The 17,454-nt window shown below is 50.3% G+C and carries 17 protein-coding genes and 1 riboswitch; of the genes, 8 read left to right on the forward strand and 9 right to left on the reverse strand.

Going from position 1 to position 17,454, the window contains the following annotated elements:
- The first annotated feature begins 95 nt into the window (after positions 1–95).
- From hemQ to gerQ, 3 genes are all read left to right on the forward strand, one after another.
- A complete protein-coding gene (gene hemQ / locus EWH91_RS02595) occupies positions 96–842 on the forward strand; it encodes a hydrogen peroxide-dependent heme synthase (protein ID WP_129928460.1) in 747 nt (248 codons plus the stop codon).
- Positions 843–1,274: 432 nt separating this feature from the next.
- The gene (locus EWH91_RS02600) at positions 1,275–1,697 is read left to right on the forward strand and encodes a cell wall hydrolase (RefSeq protein ID WP_129928461.1); all 423 of its coding nucleotides are present in this window, start codon (positions 1,275–1,277) and stop codon (positions 1,695–1,697) included.
- Between the two features lie 42 nt (positions 1,698–1,739).
- A complete protein-coding gene (gene gerQ / locus EWH91_RS14695; protein WP_129928462.1) occupies positions 1,740–2,279 on the forward strand; it encodes a spore coat protein GerQ in 540 nt (179 codons plus the stop codon).
- Positions 2,280–2,327: 48 nt separating this feature from the next.
- On the opposite strand, the gene EWH91_RS02610 is transcribed toward gerQ, so the two are convergent.
- The 3 genes from EWH91_RS02610 to EWH91_RS02620 all read right to left on the reverse strand — a co-directional run bounded on the left by EWH91_RS02610 (position 2,328) and on the right by EWH91_RS02620 (position 5,036).
- Positions 2,328–2,702, reverse strand: coding sequence for a DUF423 domain-containing protein (locus EWH91_RS02610; RefSeq protein ID WP_129928463.1), 375 nt, complete (start codon positions 2,700–2,702; stop codon positions 2,328–2,330).
- Positions 2,703–2,818: 116 nt separating this feature from the next.
- Positions 2,819–3,688: an NAD(P)-dependent oxidoreductase gene (locus tag EWH91_RS02615; RefSeq protein WP_129928464.1), complete on the reverse strand. Its 870-nt coding sequence runs from the start codon at positions 3,686–3,688 to the stop codon at positions 2,819–2,821.
- An 88-nt stretch (positions 3,689–3,776) separates the two neighbouring features.
- Positions 3,777–5,036 carry a glycosyl hydrolase family 18 protein gene (locus tag EWH91_RS02620; RefSeq protein WP_129928465.1) on the reverse strand — a complete coding sequence of 420 codons (1,260 nt, stop codon included), beginning with the start codon at positions 5,034–5,036 and terminating at the stop codon, positions 3,777–3,779.
- A 225-nt stretch (positions 5,037–5,261) separates the two neighbouring features.
- On the opposite strand from EWH91_RS02620, the gene EWH91_RS02625 reads away from it, so the two are divergent.
- Positions 5,262–6,449 (forward strand): aminotransferase class I/II-fold pyridoxal phosphate-dependent enzyme, encoded by a 1,188-nt coding sequence (locus tag EWH91_RS02625; protein ID WP_129928466.1) that lies wholly within the window; start codon positions 5,262–5,264, stop codon positions 6,447–6,449.
- 502 nt (positions 6,450–6,951) lie between these two features.
- Here the strand turns inward: EWH91_RS02625 and EWH91_RS02630 are convergent.
- From EWH91_RS02630 to EWH91_RS02645, 4 genes are all read right to left on the reverse strand, one after another.
- Positions 6,952–7,281, reverse strand: coding sequence for a DUF1516 family protein (locus EWH91_RS02630; RefSeq protein ID WP_129928467.1), 330 nt, complete (start codon positions 7,279–7,281; stop codon positions 6,952–6,954).
- Between the two features lie 147 nt (positions 7,282–7,428).
- Positions 7,429–8,895 carry an amino acid permease gene (locus tag EWH91_RS02635; protein ID WP_129928468.1) on the reverse strand — a complete coding sequence of 489 codons (1,467 nt, stop codon included), beginning with the start codon at positions 8,893–8,895 and terminating at the stop codon, positions 7,429–7,431.
- Between the two features lie 159 nt (positions 8,896–9,054).
- Positions 9,055–9,238: riboswitch (Lysine riboswitch) on the reverse strand.
- A gap of 86 nt (positions 9,239–9,324) precedes the next feature.
- Positions 9,325–11,118 (reverse strand): DNA helicase RecQ, encoded by a 1,794-nt coding sequence (gene recQ / locus EWH91_RS02640; RefSeq protein WP_129928469.1) that lies wholly within the window; start codon positions 11,116–11,118, stop codon positions 9,325–9,327.
- A 77-nt stretch (positions 11,119–11,195) separates the two neighbouring features.
- The gene (locus EWH91_RS02645; RefSeq protein WP_129928470.1) at positions 11,196–11,774 is read right to left on the reverse strand and encodes a cysteine hydrolase family protein; all 579 of its coding nucleotides are present in this window, start codon (positions 11,772–11,774) and stop codon (positions 11,196–11,198) included.
- Between the two features lie 181 nt (positions 11,775–11,955).
- Between EWH91_RS02645 and EWH91_RS02650 the strand changes: the two genes are divergently transcribed.
- Complete coding sequence (locus EWH91_RS02650; RefSeq protein ID WP_129928471.1) at positions 11,956–12,423, forward strand: Hsp20/alpha crystallin family protein; 468 nt, start codon at positions 11,956–11,958, stop codon at positions 12,421–12,423.
- 61 nt (positions 12,424–12,484) lie between these two features.
- Here EWH91_RS02650 and EWH91_RS02655 read toward each other — a convergent pair whose 3' ends face one another.
- Both EWH91_RS02655 and EWH91_RS02660 read right to left on the reverse strand, forming a co-directional pair.
- A complete protein-coding gene (locus EWH91_RS02655) occupies positions 12,485–13,645 on the reverse strand; it encodes an aminotransferase A (protein WP_129928472.1) in 1,161 nt (386 codons plus the stop codon).
- A 55-nt stretch (positions 13,646–13,700) separates the two neighbouring features.
- Positions 13,701–14,825 (reverse strand): branched-chain amino acid aminotransferase, encoded by a 1,125-nt coding sequence (locus EWH91_RS02660; protein WP_129928473.1) that lies wholly within the window; start codon positions 14,823–14,825, stop codon positions 13,701–13,703.
- Positions 14,826–15,173: 348 nt separating this feature from the next.
- Between EWH91_RS02660 and EWH91_RS02665 the strand changes: the two genes are divergently transcribed.
- From EWH91_RS02665 to EWH91_RS02675, 3 genes are all read left to right on the forward strand, one after another.
- Complete coding sequence (locus tag EWH91_RS02665; RefSeq protein ID WP_129928474.1) at positions 15,174–16,415, forward strand: MFS transporter; 1,242 nt, start codon at positions 15,174–15,176, stop codon at positions 16,413–16,415.
- Positions 16,416–16,637: 222 nt separating this feature from the next.
- Complete coding sequence (locus tag EWH91_RS02670) at positions 16,638–17,117, forward strand: DUF2975 domain-containing protein (protein ID WP_129928475.1); 480 nt, start codon at positions 16,638–16,640, stop codon at positions 17,115–17,117.
- Positions 17,118–17,127: 10 nt separating this feature from the next.
- Positions 17,128–17,382, forward strand: a complete 255-nt coding sequence (locus EWH91_RS02675) for a helix-turn-helix domain-containing protein (protein ID WP_129928476.1) — start codon at positions 17,128–17,130, stop codon at positions 17,380–17,382.
- Positions 17,383–17,454: the final 72 nt, after the last annotated feature.

Here is a 17,454-nt window from a genome sequence, read left to right on the forward strand (position 1 = left end):
ATCCTGCTTCAGATGAAAAAACGATTCAGTCGCAGTCAGGCGGCAGGCTGTGCTATAGTGGTAACAGAACGAGTATATAGGCGAGGTGTTGAAGGATGGCGGAAGCAGCTGAGACGCTGGATGGCTGGTACTGTCTGCATGATTTTCGGACGATAGACTGGTCAAAATGGAAGGCGCTTACTATTAATGAACAGCAGGATGCCGTTCAGGAATTCAATCATTATCTCTCTCAGTGGGACGAAAACGAGCAGGATCATAAAGGAAGCTATGCCTTTTATTCCATTGTCGGGCAGAAGGCAGATATTGCACTGATGCTGCTCAGACCGACACTGGACGAGCTCAGCGACCTGGAAATAGAGTTTAATAAAACCAAACTGGCGGAAGTCACAAAGCCGGCTTATTCCTTTGTGTCTGTTGTCGAATTAAGTAACTACCTTGGCAAGGACGGCGGGGATCCATACGCTGACCCGCGGGTTCAGAAGAGATTGTATCCTGTATTACCCAAAACGTCCTATTTCTGCTTTTATCCAATGGACAAAAAGAGGACGCATGGAGATAACTGGTATATGCTCCCGATGGAAGAGCGTAAAGTGCTGATGCGCAGTCATGGCAAAATTGGTCGGAGTTATGCCGGAAAAATTCATCAGATTATTACCGGTTCGACAGGACTTGATGACTGGGAATGGGGCGTGACGCTGTTCTCCGATGATGCGCTTCAGTTTAAGAAGATTGTCTACGAGATGCGATTTGATGAGGCGAGCGCGCGTTACGGCGTATTCGGATCATTCTATGTCGGAACGCGTCTTGACAAGGATCGATTCTACAGAATGCTTGTTTTTTAACATCCTGTCCCTTCGAAAGACTCACCAATTACTTTCTCCTTAAAATCAATGGCACACCTGGCCATTGTCAAACCCCCTGAAGTTGAATGTTGTTGTCCAACTTCAGGGGGTTAGTTCACTTTTTGAATCCGATGGCTCATCTGACTGACTGAATTCCATATTTGGACTTCATGCCCCTATTCGTCAGTTGAAGCCGTATCATTTTGTAAAAAGGGCTAACTGATTAAGAGAGCGGGGTGCGTCTTCTCTGCTCATTTTTTTCATGCATACCGTGGCGCCGGGCTGTCGTCCATGCCCGGCGTACTGAAAAGTCGGCGTGTCCGGTCGGGCACGTCGACTTTTTTGTCATGATAGGTTTTATCGTGCATACGGTTTAATGTATTGCTATGTTTTTTTCGGGGAGAGAACCAGAAAAAAGGAGGCGGCTTAATTATGCCCGCCATTCAATATGCATCCAGTGATATCTCACTTCTTGCCCGACTGATGCGGGCGGAAGCCGAAGGAGACGGGCAGCTCGGCATGCTGATGGTCGGCAATGTCGGGGTTAACCGTGTACTTGGAAACTGTCTGGATTTTGAAAATATCCGGACAATCCAGCAGATGGTATTTCAGAGCCCCGGAGGATTTGAAGCAACACAGAAGGGTTACTTTTACCAGGCTGCCCGGACGCAGGATCGGCGTCTGGCACAGCGTGTGCTGAATGGTGAACGATTTAATCCCGCAACAAACAGTCTCTGGTTCTTTCAGCCTCCAGGTGCATGCCCTGCTCAATGGTTTAACCAGTGGAACACAGGTCGTTTCAAATCCCACTGCTTTTTTTCTCCTTCACAGGCCGACTGTCCGCAGGTTTACTGAGCACGCGGGGTATTTTCATCATATTTTTGAGGAGTGATCCATTTGAGTACACCTTATCAGCCAGAAAGCTGGCCATACGGCGTCTTCAATAATCCGGAAAATGGTCAGGCACCCGGATGGGAAGCCTTCCGTCAGCAGACGGGAACCGGGTCGTTCCCTTTCCAGGGACAGTCCGTTCCGCCCACAGGCGCGCCGGCCCAGCCGCAGACGCTTCCTTATCCATTCCCTTCTTACACCATCCCTGTCCCGCCTGCCGGGCAGCCGCAGTCACCACAGCAGATGCCACAGACACCCCCCGGGCAGGCCGGCTTTCCACCGGGCTTTGTGGAGCAGTCGTATATTGAAAATATCCTGCGGCTGAATCTTGGAAAACAGGTGACGGTCTACGCCACCTTTGAAGGAAATCCCGAATGGACAGCGAGAACATTTACCGGTACGCTGGAGGCAGCAGGACGTGATCACGTCATTATTGAGGATGAGGAAACAACCGTCCGCTCTCTGATTCCAATGGTTTTCGTCAACTATATCACCTTTACAGGGCCGATCGATTACAGCTATCCGTTTGGCCCGCAGGACAGGTGAAGAAATAAGAGCCGGATCGGATAACCTCCCGTTCCGGCTCTTTTCGTTTCAGCTCTTCACAGCAGCAATAACAACAAGAAGCCATCCGACCAGAAAAGCAACACCGCCGAATGGTGTGATCATACCAAGAACCCTGATCCCGCTGAGACTGAGCACGTAGAGACTCCCGGAAAACAGCACGACACCGAGTGTGAGCATCCAGCCCGCCCACTGCAGCAGACCTGCTGATCCCTGCAGGACGGTCATTGCCAGAATAGCGATCAGGATCAGGCCGAGACTGTGATACATCTGATATTGGACGCCTGTCTGGAAAACCGATAAATCATACTCGCTCAGCCTGTCCTTCAAGACATGGGCACCGAAGGCACCAAGGGCAACAGACAGGAAAGCAAGCGCTGAGCCGAGCGCAATAAAGAACTTCATTTTTTCCACTCCTGTTTTTTCAATGTTATATTTCATTAAGCCAGGTGAACTTTGTCCTCATGGTCTCAATAAACCGGCAGCAGCTCCGCCCTTTTGCGTCCTGCTGCCAGAATACGTTATTCACTCAGATATTTTTTATAAATCGCCTGAGTGCCGCTGCTTTCCTCGCCCTTTTCAGCCAGTTCATTGTAGATTTTTTCAGACAAAGCCAGTCCCGGAGTGTCAAGTCCCATGGCCTTTGCTGATTTGAGAGCAATCCGTTCGTCCTTGATCAGATGTTTAATATAAAAGCCGGGAGCAAAATCTCCCTTCAGCATCCGCCGCCCGAGATGGGACAGCGACCAGCTGCCGGCCGCTCCTGTCTCAATGCTCTCCATCACTTTGTCTGTGTCGAGGCCCGCATGTTTCGCGTAGCTGAGCGCTTCAGCGACGCCGATCATGTTTGAGGCAATAGCAATCTGGTTCGCCATTTTCGTATGCTGACCCGAACCGGCCTTTCCCTGATAGACGATTTTCTGCCCCATGACTTGAAAGACGGGGGCCAGAGTCTCAGTAACTTCCGGATCACCACCGATCATGATCGACAGGCTGCCGTTCTTTGCACCGACATCACCGCCGGAAACCGGTGCGTCCAGTGCGTGCAGACCTTTTTCCGCGGCTGCCTGATAAATTTTTTCCGCAAGCTGAGGGGATGAAGTGGTCATATCAATTAAGTAAGCCCCCGGTTCGGCATGATCAATGATCCCGTTATCAAAATAAATGGAAGCGACATCCTTAGGATACCCGACCATCGTAATGACCACATCGGCTCCCTCAGCAGCTTCCGCCGGGCTCGATTTCCAGGCAGCACCTTCTGCGATGAGATCGTCCGCCTTGCTTTTCGTTCGATTAAATACCTGAAGAGTATAACCCGCCTTCATCAGATTGCGGATCATGCCCTTGCCCATTACTCCGGTTCCGACAAAGCCAATCGTCTGCACTGCCATCGCTACCACTCGCTTTCCTGTTCTTGTTATCGTTCCAAAATTAACGATAGCATGAACGGCTCACGTTTTCACGTCATATGCAGGCAGCTTAGACTTTCCGGATCTGCAGAAGGTGTGTAAATACCCACGGATACTGCGGCATGGCAAAATTGATCTGCCAGGTACCAATTCCGCCAAGCCGGCGATCTGCAACAATCTGTACTTTTGCAAACAGACTGCGTGTATCTTCAAACCAGACCACATGGTTCCTGCCACTGTCGTCTGTATAGTAAAAATAGGCCGCCTGGTCGGCTTCTGAGAAATGAATGGGCACCTGCTCACTTATAGCCAGATTAATCGCTGCCTGATTGGTAATGGCCCGGCCGGGGGTTTCGCCCGAGAATGGAATCACCCAGTCATAACCGTAAAAAGGCGTGCCCATAATGATCTTGCTGCGGTCCATCAAACCGGCCGCGAAGTCGACCGTCGCCCGGACATCGGCAATCGGGGCTGTTGCGCCCGGCTCACTGCCGGCATGGTGCCAGTCGTAAGCCATAATAAAAAGCTGATCCACAATAGCGCCGATCGCCGCATAATCATAGCCGCGTACCCAGGGCACCTCGTCGCTGGTTTTCGCCGGCACCGCGATGCTCAGATTGAGTCCGGCCGCGTCTGTCCGCGTTTTCAGCGCCTGAAGGAATGAGACAAAAGCTGCTCTGTCCGCAGCCAGTACACCTTCGAAATCGATATTGATTCCACCGTATCCCCGCGATGTCGCCCTGGCTATCATGTTGTCAATCAGCCGCTGCTGGACAGAAGGCGTGTTCAGTACGCGCTGAACAAGCGCCGAATTAAACCCGGCGGCGGTGAGATTGGTCACGGTCAGGACGGGAGTCACGCGCCCGCGCCATGCTGCCAGCACTGCGGCATTATCATTCAGCGGACTGAGATCACCGTTCCAGTTAAAATGCGTTTCGAAAAGGCCGATATACGTTAAATAAGGAGCATTGTCTGAGATAACTCCCTGGTCAAGTGAAGGAGTCCTCAGCTGACTGTAGCTGAAATGTGTGGCGATACGCCGCTCAACAGCCGGCAGATTCAGACGCATGCCCGGTCGCAGATTCTCCGGACGAATTCCGGGGTTTGCTTCCATTAATGCATTGAGCGGTACAAAAGCTGCCCGTGAAATCGTCCAGAAACTGTCTCCCGACTGAACGGTATAAATATCACTTGGTATGAGCAGTGCCTGACCGATCACCACATTGGCGGCGGTCAGCCCATTGACCGCCCGCAGCGTATCCACAGGCACATCAAACTGCTGGCTGATGCCGAATAAGGAATCCCCCGATTTTACAACATAGACAAACATAGTCCCACCCTTTCCGCCCGGATCCTGCCCGGACGCTGACGTTTCACCTGAAACCAGGCGTCTTCCCCATCTTATTCTCCGGAATGCCGTTGGGTGAATGTGTCGCTCTTCATTGACGAAGTCCTGTCTTCCAGGCAAAATGACGACAGGTGTTAAAAATGCAATCGCTTTTTTCCGGGTGAGGCATACGATGTGAAGAGAAAGGTTTGAACAGGAGGGGGCAGGATGACTGAATTTCCATCTTCCAGGCTGCTTGATAAGATGCCCGGAAATTATTTTGCGGATTTAGACCGGCGAATTGAGCAAGTTAGCCAAAGCGGCATTGACCTGATTCATTTGGAGAAGGGCAGTCCGGATCAGCTCACGCCTGATCCCGTTATTCGCGAAATGGACCGTGCCCTGCGTCTTCCGGAGAATCAGGGATACCCGCCGTACGGAGGGAAAAGAAATCTTAAAGAAGCCATCGCCACATTCTATGCCGGGGCATACGGCGTGGCGCTGGACCCTGAAACAGAGATTACGGTTTTCGCCGGGGCAACGGTTGCGATTGCTGCTCTCCCGCAGGCCCTATTAAATCCCGGCGATCTGATGCTGACTACAGATCCGGGGTACCCCATGTACTTCATCTGCCCGTCGCTGGCTGGTGCCGGGGTCTATGGCATACCTGTGCGTGCCGAGGATGATTTTCTGCCGGATTACAGAAAAATTCCAGAAGCTTTTCTGAGCCGTGCGAAACTGTTAATGCTCAACTATCCCAACAACCCGACCGGAGCAATCGCAACAAAAGCTTTTTTTGCCGATACCGTTGCTTTTTCAAAAGAGCATCAGATTCCCGTCGTGCATGACTTCGCCTACGCAGCATTCGGATTTGACGGGCAGCGGCCGCTCAGCTTTCTCCAGACTCCCGGAGCAAAGGAACAGGGGATTGAAATTTACACCTTTTCCAAAACCTGGAACATGGCCGGCTGGCGACTGGGTTTCGCCGCCGGCAATGCGTCCCTGATCCGGTCGCTGGGAAAATTTCATGACCTCGCACACAGCGATGTATTCGGTGCGGTTCAGGATGCCGGTGCAGCAGCTCTGCTCGGACCGCAGACATCTGTCCGGGAAATGAGAGCACTTTATGAAAAAAGACGCAACGTCCTTGTCGAAAGTCTGCGTGAAATCGGGTGGGACGTCGCTTCCCCGGAAGGTTCATTTTTCTGCTGGTTCAAAGTCCCTGAAGGTTATACATCCGAAACGTTCACCAAAGCCCTGATTGAAGAGGCGCATGTTGCGATGGCGCCCGGGATAGGCTTTGGCAGAGGCGGGAATTTCTATGTGCGCGCCGGTCTCCTCGAACCGGAAGACCGGCTTCGCGAAGCCGCAGAACGAATCAGGGATTCAGGAATTCTGACGCCTGTCAGGGAGTAAGCTGAAAAAAAGCCTTCCACCCGTTTTCCAGTCAAGCCCTTTTTTCTGTATCCATTCATCTCAGCTGGTGGCTCGATAAATGAGACGGAAAAATTCCGCTTAACTTAGCAAAAAGGAAAACAGCGAGCTTCAATAGACGGAGGAATTCCGGCTATTGACTCAGAAAAGATGAAAATGGGGGCTCTTTCATTGCCTGATCGGAAAAATTCCGCTTATGATACGCTGAAACCCGTTCGATTCTGCATTTAAGCGGAAATTCTCCGCTTATTAAGCAAAAAAATAACGTTCCTGTCAAAGGGTCGGAGGGCGTTTCTAAAACATCCTGAAATAAGGCGTTCCGGGGCGAACACTTGCGGTCACCTGGTTATGACAGGGTACCCCTGGCAATATGAGTAAAGACGTGGTCGAGAAATACATTAACGAACAAAAAAAAGCCCTCCAGGCTTAACGGAAGGCTTTTATCCCATCTCTAAGGGCACGAGATTTCTGCCGAAAATTTTCATTAAATAATTTCATAGCCGATCAGAAGGATGAAAATCAGATCAATCACAAACAAGATCATCAGCCATACAGCCGACTGATGCCTGTTTCTTTTTGCGAGTGCCATTTCCATCAGGCCGATCAGAATAAGTGCCAGCACGCCCTTGATCACAAAAAGAATGGGGAAGTGGATCAGAACAAGCATCCAGACACCGGTGACAAGCATAATCAGATAAGTCAGACGAAGGGCCATACTCCATCCCTTCTGACGATTAAATGCGAAACTGAGGATGAACAGAAGGATCATAATTCCCCAGACACCGCTGTGTATATGTAACAGTATCTCCTGCATTCAGCTAACCTCCCATTGGCTGTTTCATTCGGTGCAACCCGTTCTTTTCTATTCTAACATGAAACAGACAGAGCTGTCCGACCAGACGCGTGCACGGAACGACAAAGTCCTGAAGCGGCCTCGCTTCAGGACTTTTCTTTCAGCTGTTTATTCTCTGCCCGCATCCTCATGTCTGGAAACATCGCAGGCCGTGAGCGGGATCAGTCTGTCCTTCATCTTCCATTTAGCCACCAGCCAGATGGTAAGAAAAATCGGGATACCGATATAAGCAGAGATGACACTGCCCCAGTCTATCTTCCCTCCGGTAAATGCACCGAAGCTCTGTCCGATAATCACGATCAGACAAACAGCAAAGGCAAAGAGCGGACCGAACGGGAACCATTTTGCCCGATACGGAAGATCACTGAGTTTTCCGCCCTGTGCCACATAGGCCCGCCTGAAGCGGAAGTGACTGACAGCGATTCCGAGCCAGGCAATGAAGCCGCACATCCCGGAAGCGCTGAGAAGCCAGTTATAAACTATACCGTCACCGAAGCCTGAGGCGAGAAAGGCAAGCATGCCGAATGCCGTGGTCACGACCAGTGCCCAGATTGGAATGCCGCGCGGTGTGACATAAGCCAGAAATTTCGGAGCTTCGCCCTTCCTTGCCAGAGCATACAAAATACGTGTCGATGCATACAACCCGGAATTTCCCGCAGACAGAACAGCAGTCAAAATCACGGCGTTCATCACCGAAGCCGCAACTGCGAGGCCCGCTTTCTGGAAGACCAGTGTAAACGGACTGACCATCACCGTATCTGTAATCGACAAATTAGGGCTGGTATAGGGGATAACCATCGCGATGACAAAAATAGCCAGGATGTAAAAAAGCAAAATACGCCAGAAAATGGTGCGCATGGCTTTCGGCACATTCTTCTCCGGATGTTCACTCTCACCGGCGGTGACACCGAGCAGTTCTGTTCCCTGAAAAGAATAGCCGGCGGCAAGAAAAACGCCGAACGCCGCCAGAAAGCCACCGTGAAACGGCGCATCACCGACAGTAAAATTAGCGAATCCCGGTACACCGCCACCCAAAATCCGGAAAATCATCAATAAACCGACAATAATAAAAATAATGACCGTTGCCACTTTTATAAAGGCAAACCAGTATTCCGACTCGCCGTAGCCCTTCACAGTCAATGCATTAAGCAGGAAAATGAGGATCAGAAACAGCCCGCTCCACAGATAGGAGGGCGAGTTTGGAAACCAGAACTTCATGATCAGCGTCGCTGCCGAGAGCTCGCTTGCGATCGTTACGGCCCAGTTGTACCAGTAATTCCAGCCGATAGCAAAACCGAAAGATGGTTCGACAAAACGCGCCGCATAGGTACGAAATGATCCGCTTGTCGGCACATACGCTGCGAGTTCTCCGAGACTCGTCATCAGAAAATAGACCATGATGCCGGTCAGCCCATAGGCGAGAAGTGCTCCGCCCGGGCCGGCCGTATATATGGCATTGCCGCTTGCAAGAAATAAGCCTGTTCCGATTGCGCCGCCAAGCGCGATCATCGTCAGGTGGCGGGACTTGAGTTTTCTCTGTAGTTTGTGTGTCCCTTCTGCTGCATGTTGTTGCATGAATTTCTTCCTCCCAGAATTTACAGGCGACATGATCGAAAGCGGATCCCCATTAAAAAGCCCGCCGGTACACGTGCTACCGGCGGACGGTTATGATCACTGAAACAGTATCAAAACGATTTTTTTACCATGAAATCTGCACTGCTTCGGTCCATGTCATCTGCTGATAGCTCATCACACGTGCTTTGGGCGTGTGACAGTTCCGGCCCTGTTCGGAACCGGACCCAGTCCGCCCGGAAAAGGAGCCGGGCAAACTTCGGCGGTATTTCCTTTCGCGCTCCATCATCAGTGTCCTGCCACCTCTGAAGCACTACTCATAAATACCGCAACCTCTACCTCACATGACACGTGAGGCGTACAGACAAAAATGTCAACAGGCTTCATTTTAACGTTTCAGAAAAATATTTTCAAGCAAAAAAATGGCACCCCTCAGATCCCTTTTTTCGCCGGAGTGGCCGTTTTCGCTTCAAAATCCGCAATGGCTTCCATAAATATGCGTCCATACTTCTCCAGCTTCTGCTGGCCGACGCCCCTGATCATCAAAAAGTCATGATCTGTTGCCGGAAGACGGGCACTCATTTCACGCAGTGACTGATCGGAGAAGATGATGTAGGGAGGGACGTATTCTTTCCCGGCGAGCCTCTTACGAACCTGTTTCAGCTGATCAAACAGGGCATCATCGACCACCAGCTGTTCGGCGCGAACCCGAGCTTTCTTATACACCTTTCTTTCGCCTTTCAGGACGGGTACCGCGCGCGGCGTAAGACAAAGCGTCGGGTAAGCCCCGCCCCGCAAAGCGAGATACTGCTCACCCGTCAGATAATCGATGAAATCACTGATCTGTCTCTGCGTCTGATCTTTCATGAGGCCATAAGTTGGCAGCCGGTCGAGCCGGAACCGGGTCAGCTTCTGATCGGAAGCGCCGGCAAGGACTTTGGCGACCATCGTTTTTCCATAGCGTTCGCGCATCCTTTTCACGCAGGAAAGCACCTTTTGTGCTGTCACCGTCACATCAGCCTTCTCGCGTGTATCGAGACAATTCCCGCAATGGTGACAGGGCGCCGGATTCTTTTCTCCGAAATAGCGAAGGATATAAGCCTGAAGACAGGATTCAGCATGGCAGTAGCCGATCATCTGATCCAGTTTACGGAACTCTTTGGCTTTCAGGACATCATCCATATCCGACTGTTCAATGAAAAAGCGCTGCAGGCGGATGTCCTGTGGGGAAAAGAGCAGGATGCAGTCGCTTTTCTCGCCATCACGCCCGGCGCGGCCGGCCTCCTGATAATAGGCTTCAATATTGCGTGGCATGTTATAGTGGATGATATAACGGACGTTACTTTTATTCACACCCATCCCAAAAGCGTTTGTCGCAACCAGAACGCTGATATCATCATACAAAAAACGCTCCTGGTTTTCTGCCCGCGTCTTCTCGGAAAGTCCGGCGTGATACCTTCCTGCTGCTACACCACGCCTGTGCAGCTGTCCATACAGCCTGTCCACTTCCCGGCGTGTTGCCGCATAAATGATGCCGGGCTGACCCGAATTCTTACGCAGATAGTCCATTAAAAAAGCATCCCGGTTCTGACCGCGGACCACCCTGAATAAAAGATTGTCACGGGCGAACCCTGTCGCAACAACCTGACTTTCGGGAATATGCAGCAGGTGACAGATGTCGGCCGTGACTTCCGGCGTCGCTGTGGCGGTCAGAGCGGCAACGACCGGCTTCGGCTGAAGTCCGTCCAGCAGATCGGCAATTCTGCGGTAACTCGGGCGAAAGTCATGCCCCCATTGCGAGATGCAGTGGGCCTCATCAACGGCAACAAGGGACAGGTTCATTCGCTTGAGCATTCGGACAAATACAGGCTGCTCCAGACGCTCCGGCGCAATATAGAGCAGCTTGTATCGTCCCGCCGCTGCCGCTGCCATTCTCTCGTCTGTTTCGCTGTGGGACAGTGAACTGTTGATATAGCCCGCCGGAATGCCGATATCCTTTAAAGCGTCTACCTGATCCTTCATCAGTGAAATCAACGGCGAAATGACCAGAACTGCTCCGGGCATCAGCATGGCCGGAATCTGGTAGCAGACCGACTTTCCGCCGCCGGTCGGCATGATGGCAACGGTGTCCCTGCCCGCCAGCAGATCTGAAATGATTTTTTCCTGTCCCTTACGGAAACTGTCGTATCCAAAGTACCGTTTCAGCACATTAAGCGCCGCATCCATCCGTTCTCACCTCTCAGGTCCTGTTATGCAGTATTATCATAACATAACAGGACCGGCGATCCAGGGCACTTAACAAGCTATGTCACCGGATTCCGGCCGGTTTTTTTCGATAAGAGGTCAGCCGGATCTATTTGCGCCTGTCCGCGAATATCGGCTTTCAGGACATTTTTCATCATCTTCAGTGCAAAATCATTGTCCTCCTGAACGTTTGACGCGCAGCAATCGGCCGGAATAAACAACTGGTAACCGCGCATATAGGCGTCATTAGCCGTGAACAGCACACAGATATTTCCGGCAACGCCGGTGAGGATCAGCGTGCGCGTGCCAAGTTCAGTCAGCAGTGCCTGAAGAGGCGTTGCATAAAAGCCGGAGTGTCTGGGTTTGATAATGAAGAAATCTTCCGGATCCGGTAAGATTTGCTGCACCAGATTCCAGGCCGCCCCATCCTGTGCACGTTGAATAAGGTGACTTTTTTCTGACTGCCACCTGCCCTCATTGTCATTGATATAGATAACAGGCAGTCCCGCTGCTCTGGCTCTTCGTTTTAATGAGGCAATCTGCGGCGTAATACGACACATGCCCTCAAGTAAAAGAGGACCCGCCTGAAACTGGAGCGGATTGATCATATCGATAATCAGCAGTGCTGTTTTCTTCATTCCTGGTCACCTCAGGGTTTCTCATCCTTTACACGCAGGGTGTTTTTGCGGAAAAAAGGCAGGTTTTCTTTTTAGGTTACCCTGGGCCTCTGAAGGACATGTACGGGCTGAGCCATCCGCCCGGTCCGAACGCATCACTTTACATATACTGAAGGCATAGAGTGAAAAGGGAGGGAAATCCATGGAGGAAGAATCACATAAAGAAAAGCATCCGATAAAAAAACGTCCGATGGAAGAACTCGAATCCTTTTTCCAGCGGAATCCTTTTGGCGGTGTTCTGAAATCAATTGATGAATTTTTTGAGAACCATACGCTCTTTCAGGCCGGATTCCCGGTACGACTGTACGATACGCCGGACGACTGGATTGTGGAAGCGGAGCTGCCCGGCGTAAAACGTGAAAACATTCATATCGAGCTGCATGGAAGCCGCATCCGGCTGATCGTCCGGGATGATGTTGAGATGGAGGCCCGCCATAAAGAAAAGAGCACGTATGCATTCGAAAGGCAGTTCAGCCATACTGAACGTATGATCCATTTACCTTACACCATTGATAAAACCCGGACGCATGCCTCATTTACCAATGGTATTCTGAAAATACGGGGGCCTAAATTTCCAAAGACAGGTCATACATTAACGATTGAACCCTAAATGGCCGGGAGACTGTCTCCCGGCCATCGTCTGTCTGCATGCAAATGTCCGTACCCTTCACTCAGCCTGTTAACCTCGTGACAAATCGTTCCAGCCGGTCCAGTCCTTCACGAAGGATATCCATCGAATACGCATAGGACAGGCGCAGATAGCCTTCCCCATATGATGAAAAGGCACTCCCGGGAACGGCCGCCAGGTGTTCCTGTTCCAGCAATTTCAGAGCAAAATCTTCTGAAGACAGGCCGAATTTCTTTATGGATGGGAAAACATAAAAAGCCCCCGACGGACGGACCACTTCCATCCCCATTCGCCTCAGTCGTCCCACGACATAATCCAGACGGCGCTGATACTCCTGTCTCATTGGCTCCGCGTCATTTTTCCCGGCAGTAAGTGCCTCAATCGCGGCATATTGCGTAATACTTGTAATGCAGGAAATCCCATACTGATGAACTTTGATCAACTGTTCAGCGATCGGATGGTCGGCAAGCACATAGCCCATACGCCATCCGGTCATCGCATGTGACTTGGACAGTCCGTTGATCACCAGCGTCTTAGGCTTCATTCCCGGAAATGAGGCGATGGAGACATGTTTCTGACCATAAATCAGTTCACTGTATATTTCATCGGAAATGACAAAGACGGGTCTTTCTCTCAGCACATCGGCAATAGCTGACAACTCGCGCTCCGTCAGCACGCAGCCGGTCGGGTTGGACGGGTAAGGCAGCACAACGGCCTTCGTACGCTCTGTCAGTTTCTCCCTGATCTGTTCGGCTGTCATTTTAAAGTCCGTCCCGCGTGTATCGACATAGACCGGAACGCCGCCTGCGAGCGTAATCGGAGCAGCGTAACCCGGATACGCCGGTCCCGGCAGAATCACTTCATCCCCCTCCTCCAGAAGGGTACGGAAGGACAAATCAAGCGCCTCGCTCGCGCCAACCGTGGTAATGATTTCATTCTCCGGATGGTAATGCAGATCATATTTTTCCGCAACATAACCGGCAATAGCCTGACGGAGTTCCGGCAGACCGGCATTTGCCGTATAAACGGTATGATTCTGGTCGATCGCCGCCTTGCCTGCCTCCCGGACATGTTCCGGTGTCGGGAAATCCGGCTGCCCGATCGTCAGCGATACCGCACCGGGATAGTCTTTCACTTTGTTGAAAAAGCGCCTGATCCCGCTGATCTGTATGGCACGGACACGCCCGTTTACTCTCTCTTCCATCCTGGTCATCCTCTCACATCAGCTGTCTTACATAACAGTTCATCCCGGTCCCCGGTTATTCAGTAACCGGCTCTTTAGTCTCTTCTGGCTCTTTTTTCTCTTCTTCTCTGATTTTCACTTCCTGAGTCCATCCGAACTTATCCTTGAGGCGGCCGGTCTGGATGCCGGTAAGGGCATCATATAACTTTTTCGACAGTTTTCCGGTCTTTCCGTCACTGACCTTGATCACGCGGTCTTCCCATTTCAGAAATCCGACCGGCGAGATGACGGCAGCCGTTCCTGTACCGAATACTTCTTTCAGCTGCTGCTTCTCCGCTTTTTTAAACAGTTTCTTTACTGAAATTTTCCGCTCTCTGACAGGGATATCCCATTCCTTTAACAGCCGGAGGACCGAGTCACGGGTCACGCCCGGGAGAATGCTGCCATTTAATTCAGGCGTCCATACTTCTCCGCCTATTCTGAAAAAGATATTCATACTGCCGACTTCTTCAATATATTTATGTTCTACGCCATCCAGCCACAGAACCTGGTCAAAGCCCAGTTCTTCAGCTTTTGACTGTGCCTTAAGACTGGCCGCGTAATTCCCGCTGGTTTTGGCAAACCCTACGCCGCCTCTGACAGCACGTACATATTCATCTTCTACGTATATTCTGACGGGATCAATGGAATGGTTAAAGTAGGAACCAACAGGAGAAAGGATGATGAATAATTTGTAGGTGCCCGAGGGATGGACACCCAGGAAGGGTTCTGTACCGATAATAAACGGCCGGATGTACAACGATTGTCCGGGTTTAACCGGAATCCAGTCAGCTTCAAGGGCAACGAGTTTTTTGATCGCCTGAATCACAAATTTTTCGTCAATCTCGGGTATATCGAGCCGCGCGCAGGATTGATTCATCCGCTTCATGTTCCTGTCCGGCCGGAAAAGAAGGACCCGGCCGTCCTCCGCTCTGTACGCCTTCAGCCCTTCAAACACTTCCTGTCCGTAGTGGAAAATAGTGGCTGCCGGATCCAGTTTAACCGGTCCGTACGGCACAATCCGCGGATTATACCAGCCTTTGTCCGCCGCATAATCCATTTCAAACATATAATCTGTAAAATACTGCCCGAATCCAAGATTGTCCGGTTCAGGCTTGACTTTCAGCTGATCCGCCTTCTGAAAAGTGATCTGCTGCCCCATGTTCTGAAGCCTCCTGAAATACTGTTTTCCTTCATTATATCAATCCATCTGACCGGATGCTATATGTGCCCGAATATTTGAAAACGCATCGCATTTTTCCCTTTGATACCGGGTTTTCCGGCATCTGAATTTTTCTTAAAAAAATTGGTGCAATCCCCTTTTATCACCCGCGCAATCCTGTTACAATATTCTAGCTGTGAAAAGAGACGAGACACAGCATGTCTTCTTTTTATACTTTAAGGATAAGTTTTTGAGATCAGAAAAACAAATCCCCTGGCGGCCTGCAACTTGCCAGTCGGCAAGTTTTTCTTCATCATGAACTGATATTTTCGAGAGGGGTGTTTCACCGTGCGACAATTCACCATTGCTTCATGTGCGCTGTATTTTCTAACTGGTCTGACTGCTATTTCTATTGGATCTGTGATGCCGCAGTTACTGACTTACTATCATGTCTCTTTCACGGTAGGCGGTCAGCTGATTTTTGTCGGGGCCATGGGTTGTCTCGCCGGTGTTCTGGTATCCTCCTGGCTGAATAATCATTTTCCGCCCAGGCCGCTATTAATCTTTTCTACACTGCTTATTGCTGCAGCACAGTTCAGTATCCTGCTGCTTCCGCCCCTTCCGGTATTCATGACGCTTTACTTTTTGAACAGTGCCGGATCATCCATGATTAGTATTGTCGTTGCTACGCTGTTTATTGAGGTTTTTTCCGGCAGACAGGCCGTTGCGATGAGTTATCTGGAAGTCTCGTTCGGACTGGGTGCTTTGACCATGCCTGTCCTGGCCTCACTTTTTATTGCACTTGACATCTGGCGTTATCTTTTTATTATAACGGTCCTTTTCGCCCTGATTCTGGCCGGTATCTGGACGCACATTCAGATTTCGAACAACGCGCAGGATCCGGGGACTTCCGGACCACAGGATGCATCCGGAGCACCGGACACCCGGCCGTTATCCTCCGGCCGGAAGTGGGCCATCCTTGGCCTGTTTGCCTTTATCGTTTTTGTGTACGGTGGACTTGAGGGCAGTCTGAATAACTTTATGTCTTCGATTTTTATTGATTATCTCGGAGCCGTTGCCTATACCGCTTCAATCAGTGTCGGTATTTTCTGGTGCGCGATGGTCATCGGCCGGGCACTGACCGGTGTAATCATCCGCAAGGTGACGTACAATCGTTATCTACTGATGAATATCTGCGGGGCCATTATCTCGCTTGTTCTCTTTATCCTGATGAAAAATCTGATTTTCGGTTTCATCTTTGTTGCCACACTGGGACTGATGCTTTCGGGTATCTATTCAATCACCCTGGTCTATGCCAATTATTCCATCCCGAACAGTGTCCATCTCGTGACGCCCATTATCTCCGGTCTTTCCGGACTGGGCGCGGCCGTCTTCCCGGCTGTCACCGGATTCTCCATTGATCACTCGGGAATGATGACAACGCTGTGGTATCTCGTGGGTATGGCCATCAGCTATCTGACCATGCTGCTGGTGATCGATCAGATTCGTCGCCGCAGGACGTTTAAAGTGTTCTTTCCGCACCATCTGCTGCGTCCGGCATTCGCCTCGCGCAGGATGCGTATGAAATAAGAAATAAAATGATCAGTCACTCTCCTGTTTGTGACAAAAAGAGGGAAATCATTAAATAATAAAAGGAGCCGGAAAACAGGCTCCTTTTTTATTTGGCTCTGTCAGGGCCGGCAGCTCGATTCAATCGGCATGGAACGGCAGCCATGTATAACGATAAATATTTATTGATTTACGATAATTCAGCTATTATAATATAAGGGTTAAAAAAGTGAGGTGCCTGATATGAGACGGGAAACTGTTTTTTTGCGATTTTCAGTCCTTTTTATGGGGCTTCCTGTTCTGGCTCTGTGTATCTTTGTGTTGCCTGATATCGCCGGATTTTTTGCAGAATTGAATCCGGATTTTGCTTATTTTCAATATCCTTTTTTAATCGGCTTATATATCACGGCAATTGTTTTTTTCGCTGCCCTGTACGAGACGCTGAAGCTTTTACGTTATATTGATAAAAATCAGGCGTTTTCTCAGTTATCTGTTACATCACTCAAACATATTAAATACTGTGCCCTGATCATCGGCGGCTTATATGTGTTATTTATGCCGCTCATTTATCTCATGGCGGAAGCAGACGACGCACCGGGCATGATCCTCATCGGCACGGGCATCATTTTCGGCTGCCTGGTGGTTTCTGTCTTTGCTGCCGTCCTGCAGAAGCTCTTAAAGAGTGCCATAGATATGAAAAATGAAATCGATCTAACGGTCTGAGGTGAACCACATGGCTATTATCATTCATATTGACGTCATGCTGGCTAAAAGAAAAATGAGTGTTACAGAACTTTCAGAAAAAGTCGGGGTCACCATGGCTAATCTTTCCATATTAAAAAATGGAAGAGCAAAAGCCATCCGCTTCTCTACTTTAGAGGGCATTTGTGAGGCATTAGACTGTCAGCCCGGAGATATACTGGAATATACCCGTGACAAAGCAGAAGAAGATGGCAGGCATGTACAGCATCACGAAAGTCAGAAATAGATATTCAGCTCTTCTCCGGATCCATCATGCAACTCCCGACTGCGCCGCCGCAATCACCGGCCGGGGGATTTT

The sequence above is a fragment of the Sporolactobacillus sp. THM19-2 genome (assembly GCF_004153195.1).
Classification (GTDB): Bacteria; Bacillota; Bacilli; order Bacillales; family Sporolactobacillaceae; genus Sporolactobacillus.

Excerpts from the sequence above, each read along its gene's own strand:
- hemQ (WP_129928460.1), top strand. The coding sequence starts at position 96 with ATGGCGGAAGCAGCTGAGACGCTGGATGGCTGGTACTGTCTGCATGAT.
- EWH91_RS02600 (WP_129928461.1), top strand. The coding sequence starts at position 1,275 with ATGCCCGCCATTCAATATGCATCCAGTGATATCTCACTTCTTGCCCGA.
- EWH91_RS02610 (WP_129928463.1), bottom strand. The coding sequence starts at position 2,702 with ATGAAGTTCTTTATTGCGCTCGGCTCAGCGCTTGCTTTCCTGTCTGTT.
- EWH91_RS02615 (WP_129928464.1), bottom strand. The coding sequence starts at position 3,688 with ATGGCAGTGCAGACGATTGGCTTTGTCGGAACCGGAGTAATGGGCAAG.
- EWH91_RS02620 (WP_129928465.1), bottom strand. The coding sequence starts at position 5,036 with ATGTTTGTCTATGTTGTAAAATCGGGGGATTCCTTATTCGGCATCAGC.
- EWH91_RS02625 (WP_129928466.1), top strand. The coding sequence starts at position 5,262 with ATGACTGAATTTCCATCTTCCAGGCTGCTTGATAAGATGCCCGGAAAT.
- EWH91_RS02630 (WP_129928467.1), bottom strand. The coding sequence starts at position 7,281 with ATGCAGGAGATACTGTTACATATACACAGCGGTGTCTGGGGAATTATG.
- EWH91_RS02635 (WP_129928468.1), bottom strand. The coding sequence starts at position 8,895 with ATGCAACAACATGCAGCAGAAGGGACACACAAACTACAGAGAAAACTC.
- recQ (WP_129928469.1), bottom strand. The coding sequence starts at position 11,118 with ATGGATGCGGCGCTTAATGTGCTGAAACGGTACTTTGGATACGACAGT.
- EWH91_RS02645 (WP_129928470.1), bottom strand. The coding sequence starts at position 11,774 with ATGAAGAAAACAGCACTGCTGATTATCGATATGATCAATCCGCTCCAG.
- EWH91_RS02650 (WP_129928471.1), top strand. The coding sequence starts at position 11,956 with ATGGAGGAAGAATCACATAAAGAAAAGCATCCGATAAAAAAACGTCCG.
- EWH91_RS02655 (WP_129928472.1), bottom strand. The coding sequence starts at position 13,645 with ATGGAAGAGAGAGTAAACGGGCGTGTCCGTGCCATACAGATCAGCGGG.
- EWH91_RS02660 (WP_129928473.1), bottom strand. The coding sequence starts at position 14,825 with ATGGGGCAGCAGATCACTTTTCAGAAGGCGGATCAGCTGAAAGTCAAG.
- EWH91_RS02670 (WP_129928475.1), top strand. The coding sequence starts at position 16,638 with ATGAGACGGGAAACTGTTTTTTTGCGATTTTCAGTCCTTTTTATGGGG.
- EWH91_RS02675 (WP_129928476.1), top strand. The coding sequence starts at position 17,128 with ATGGCTATTATCATTCATATTGACGTCATGCTGGCTAAAAGAAAAATG.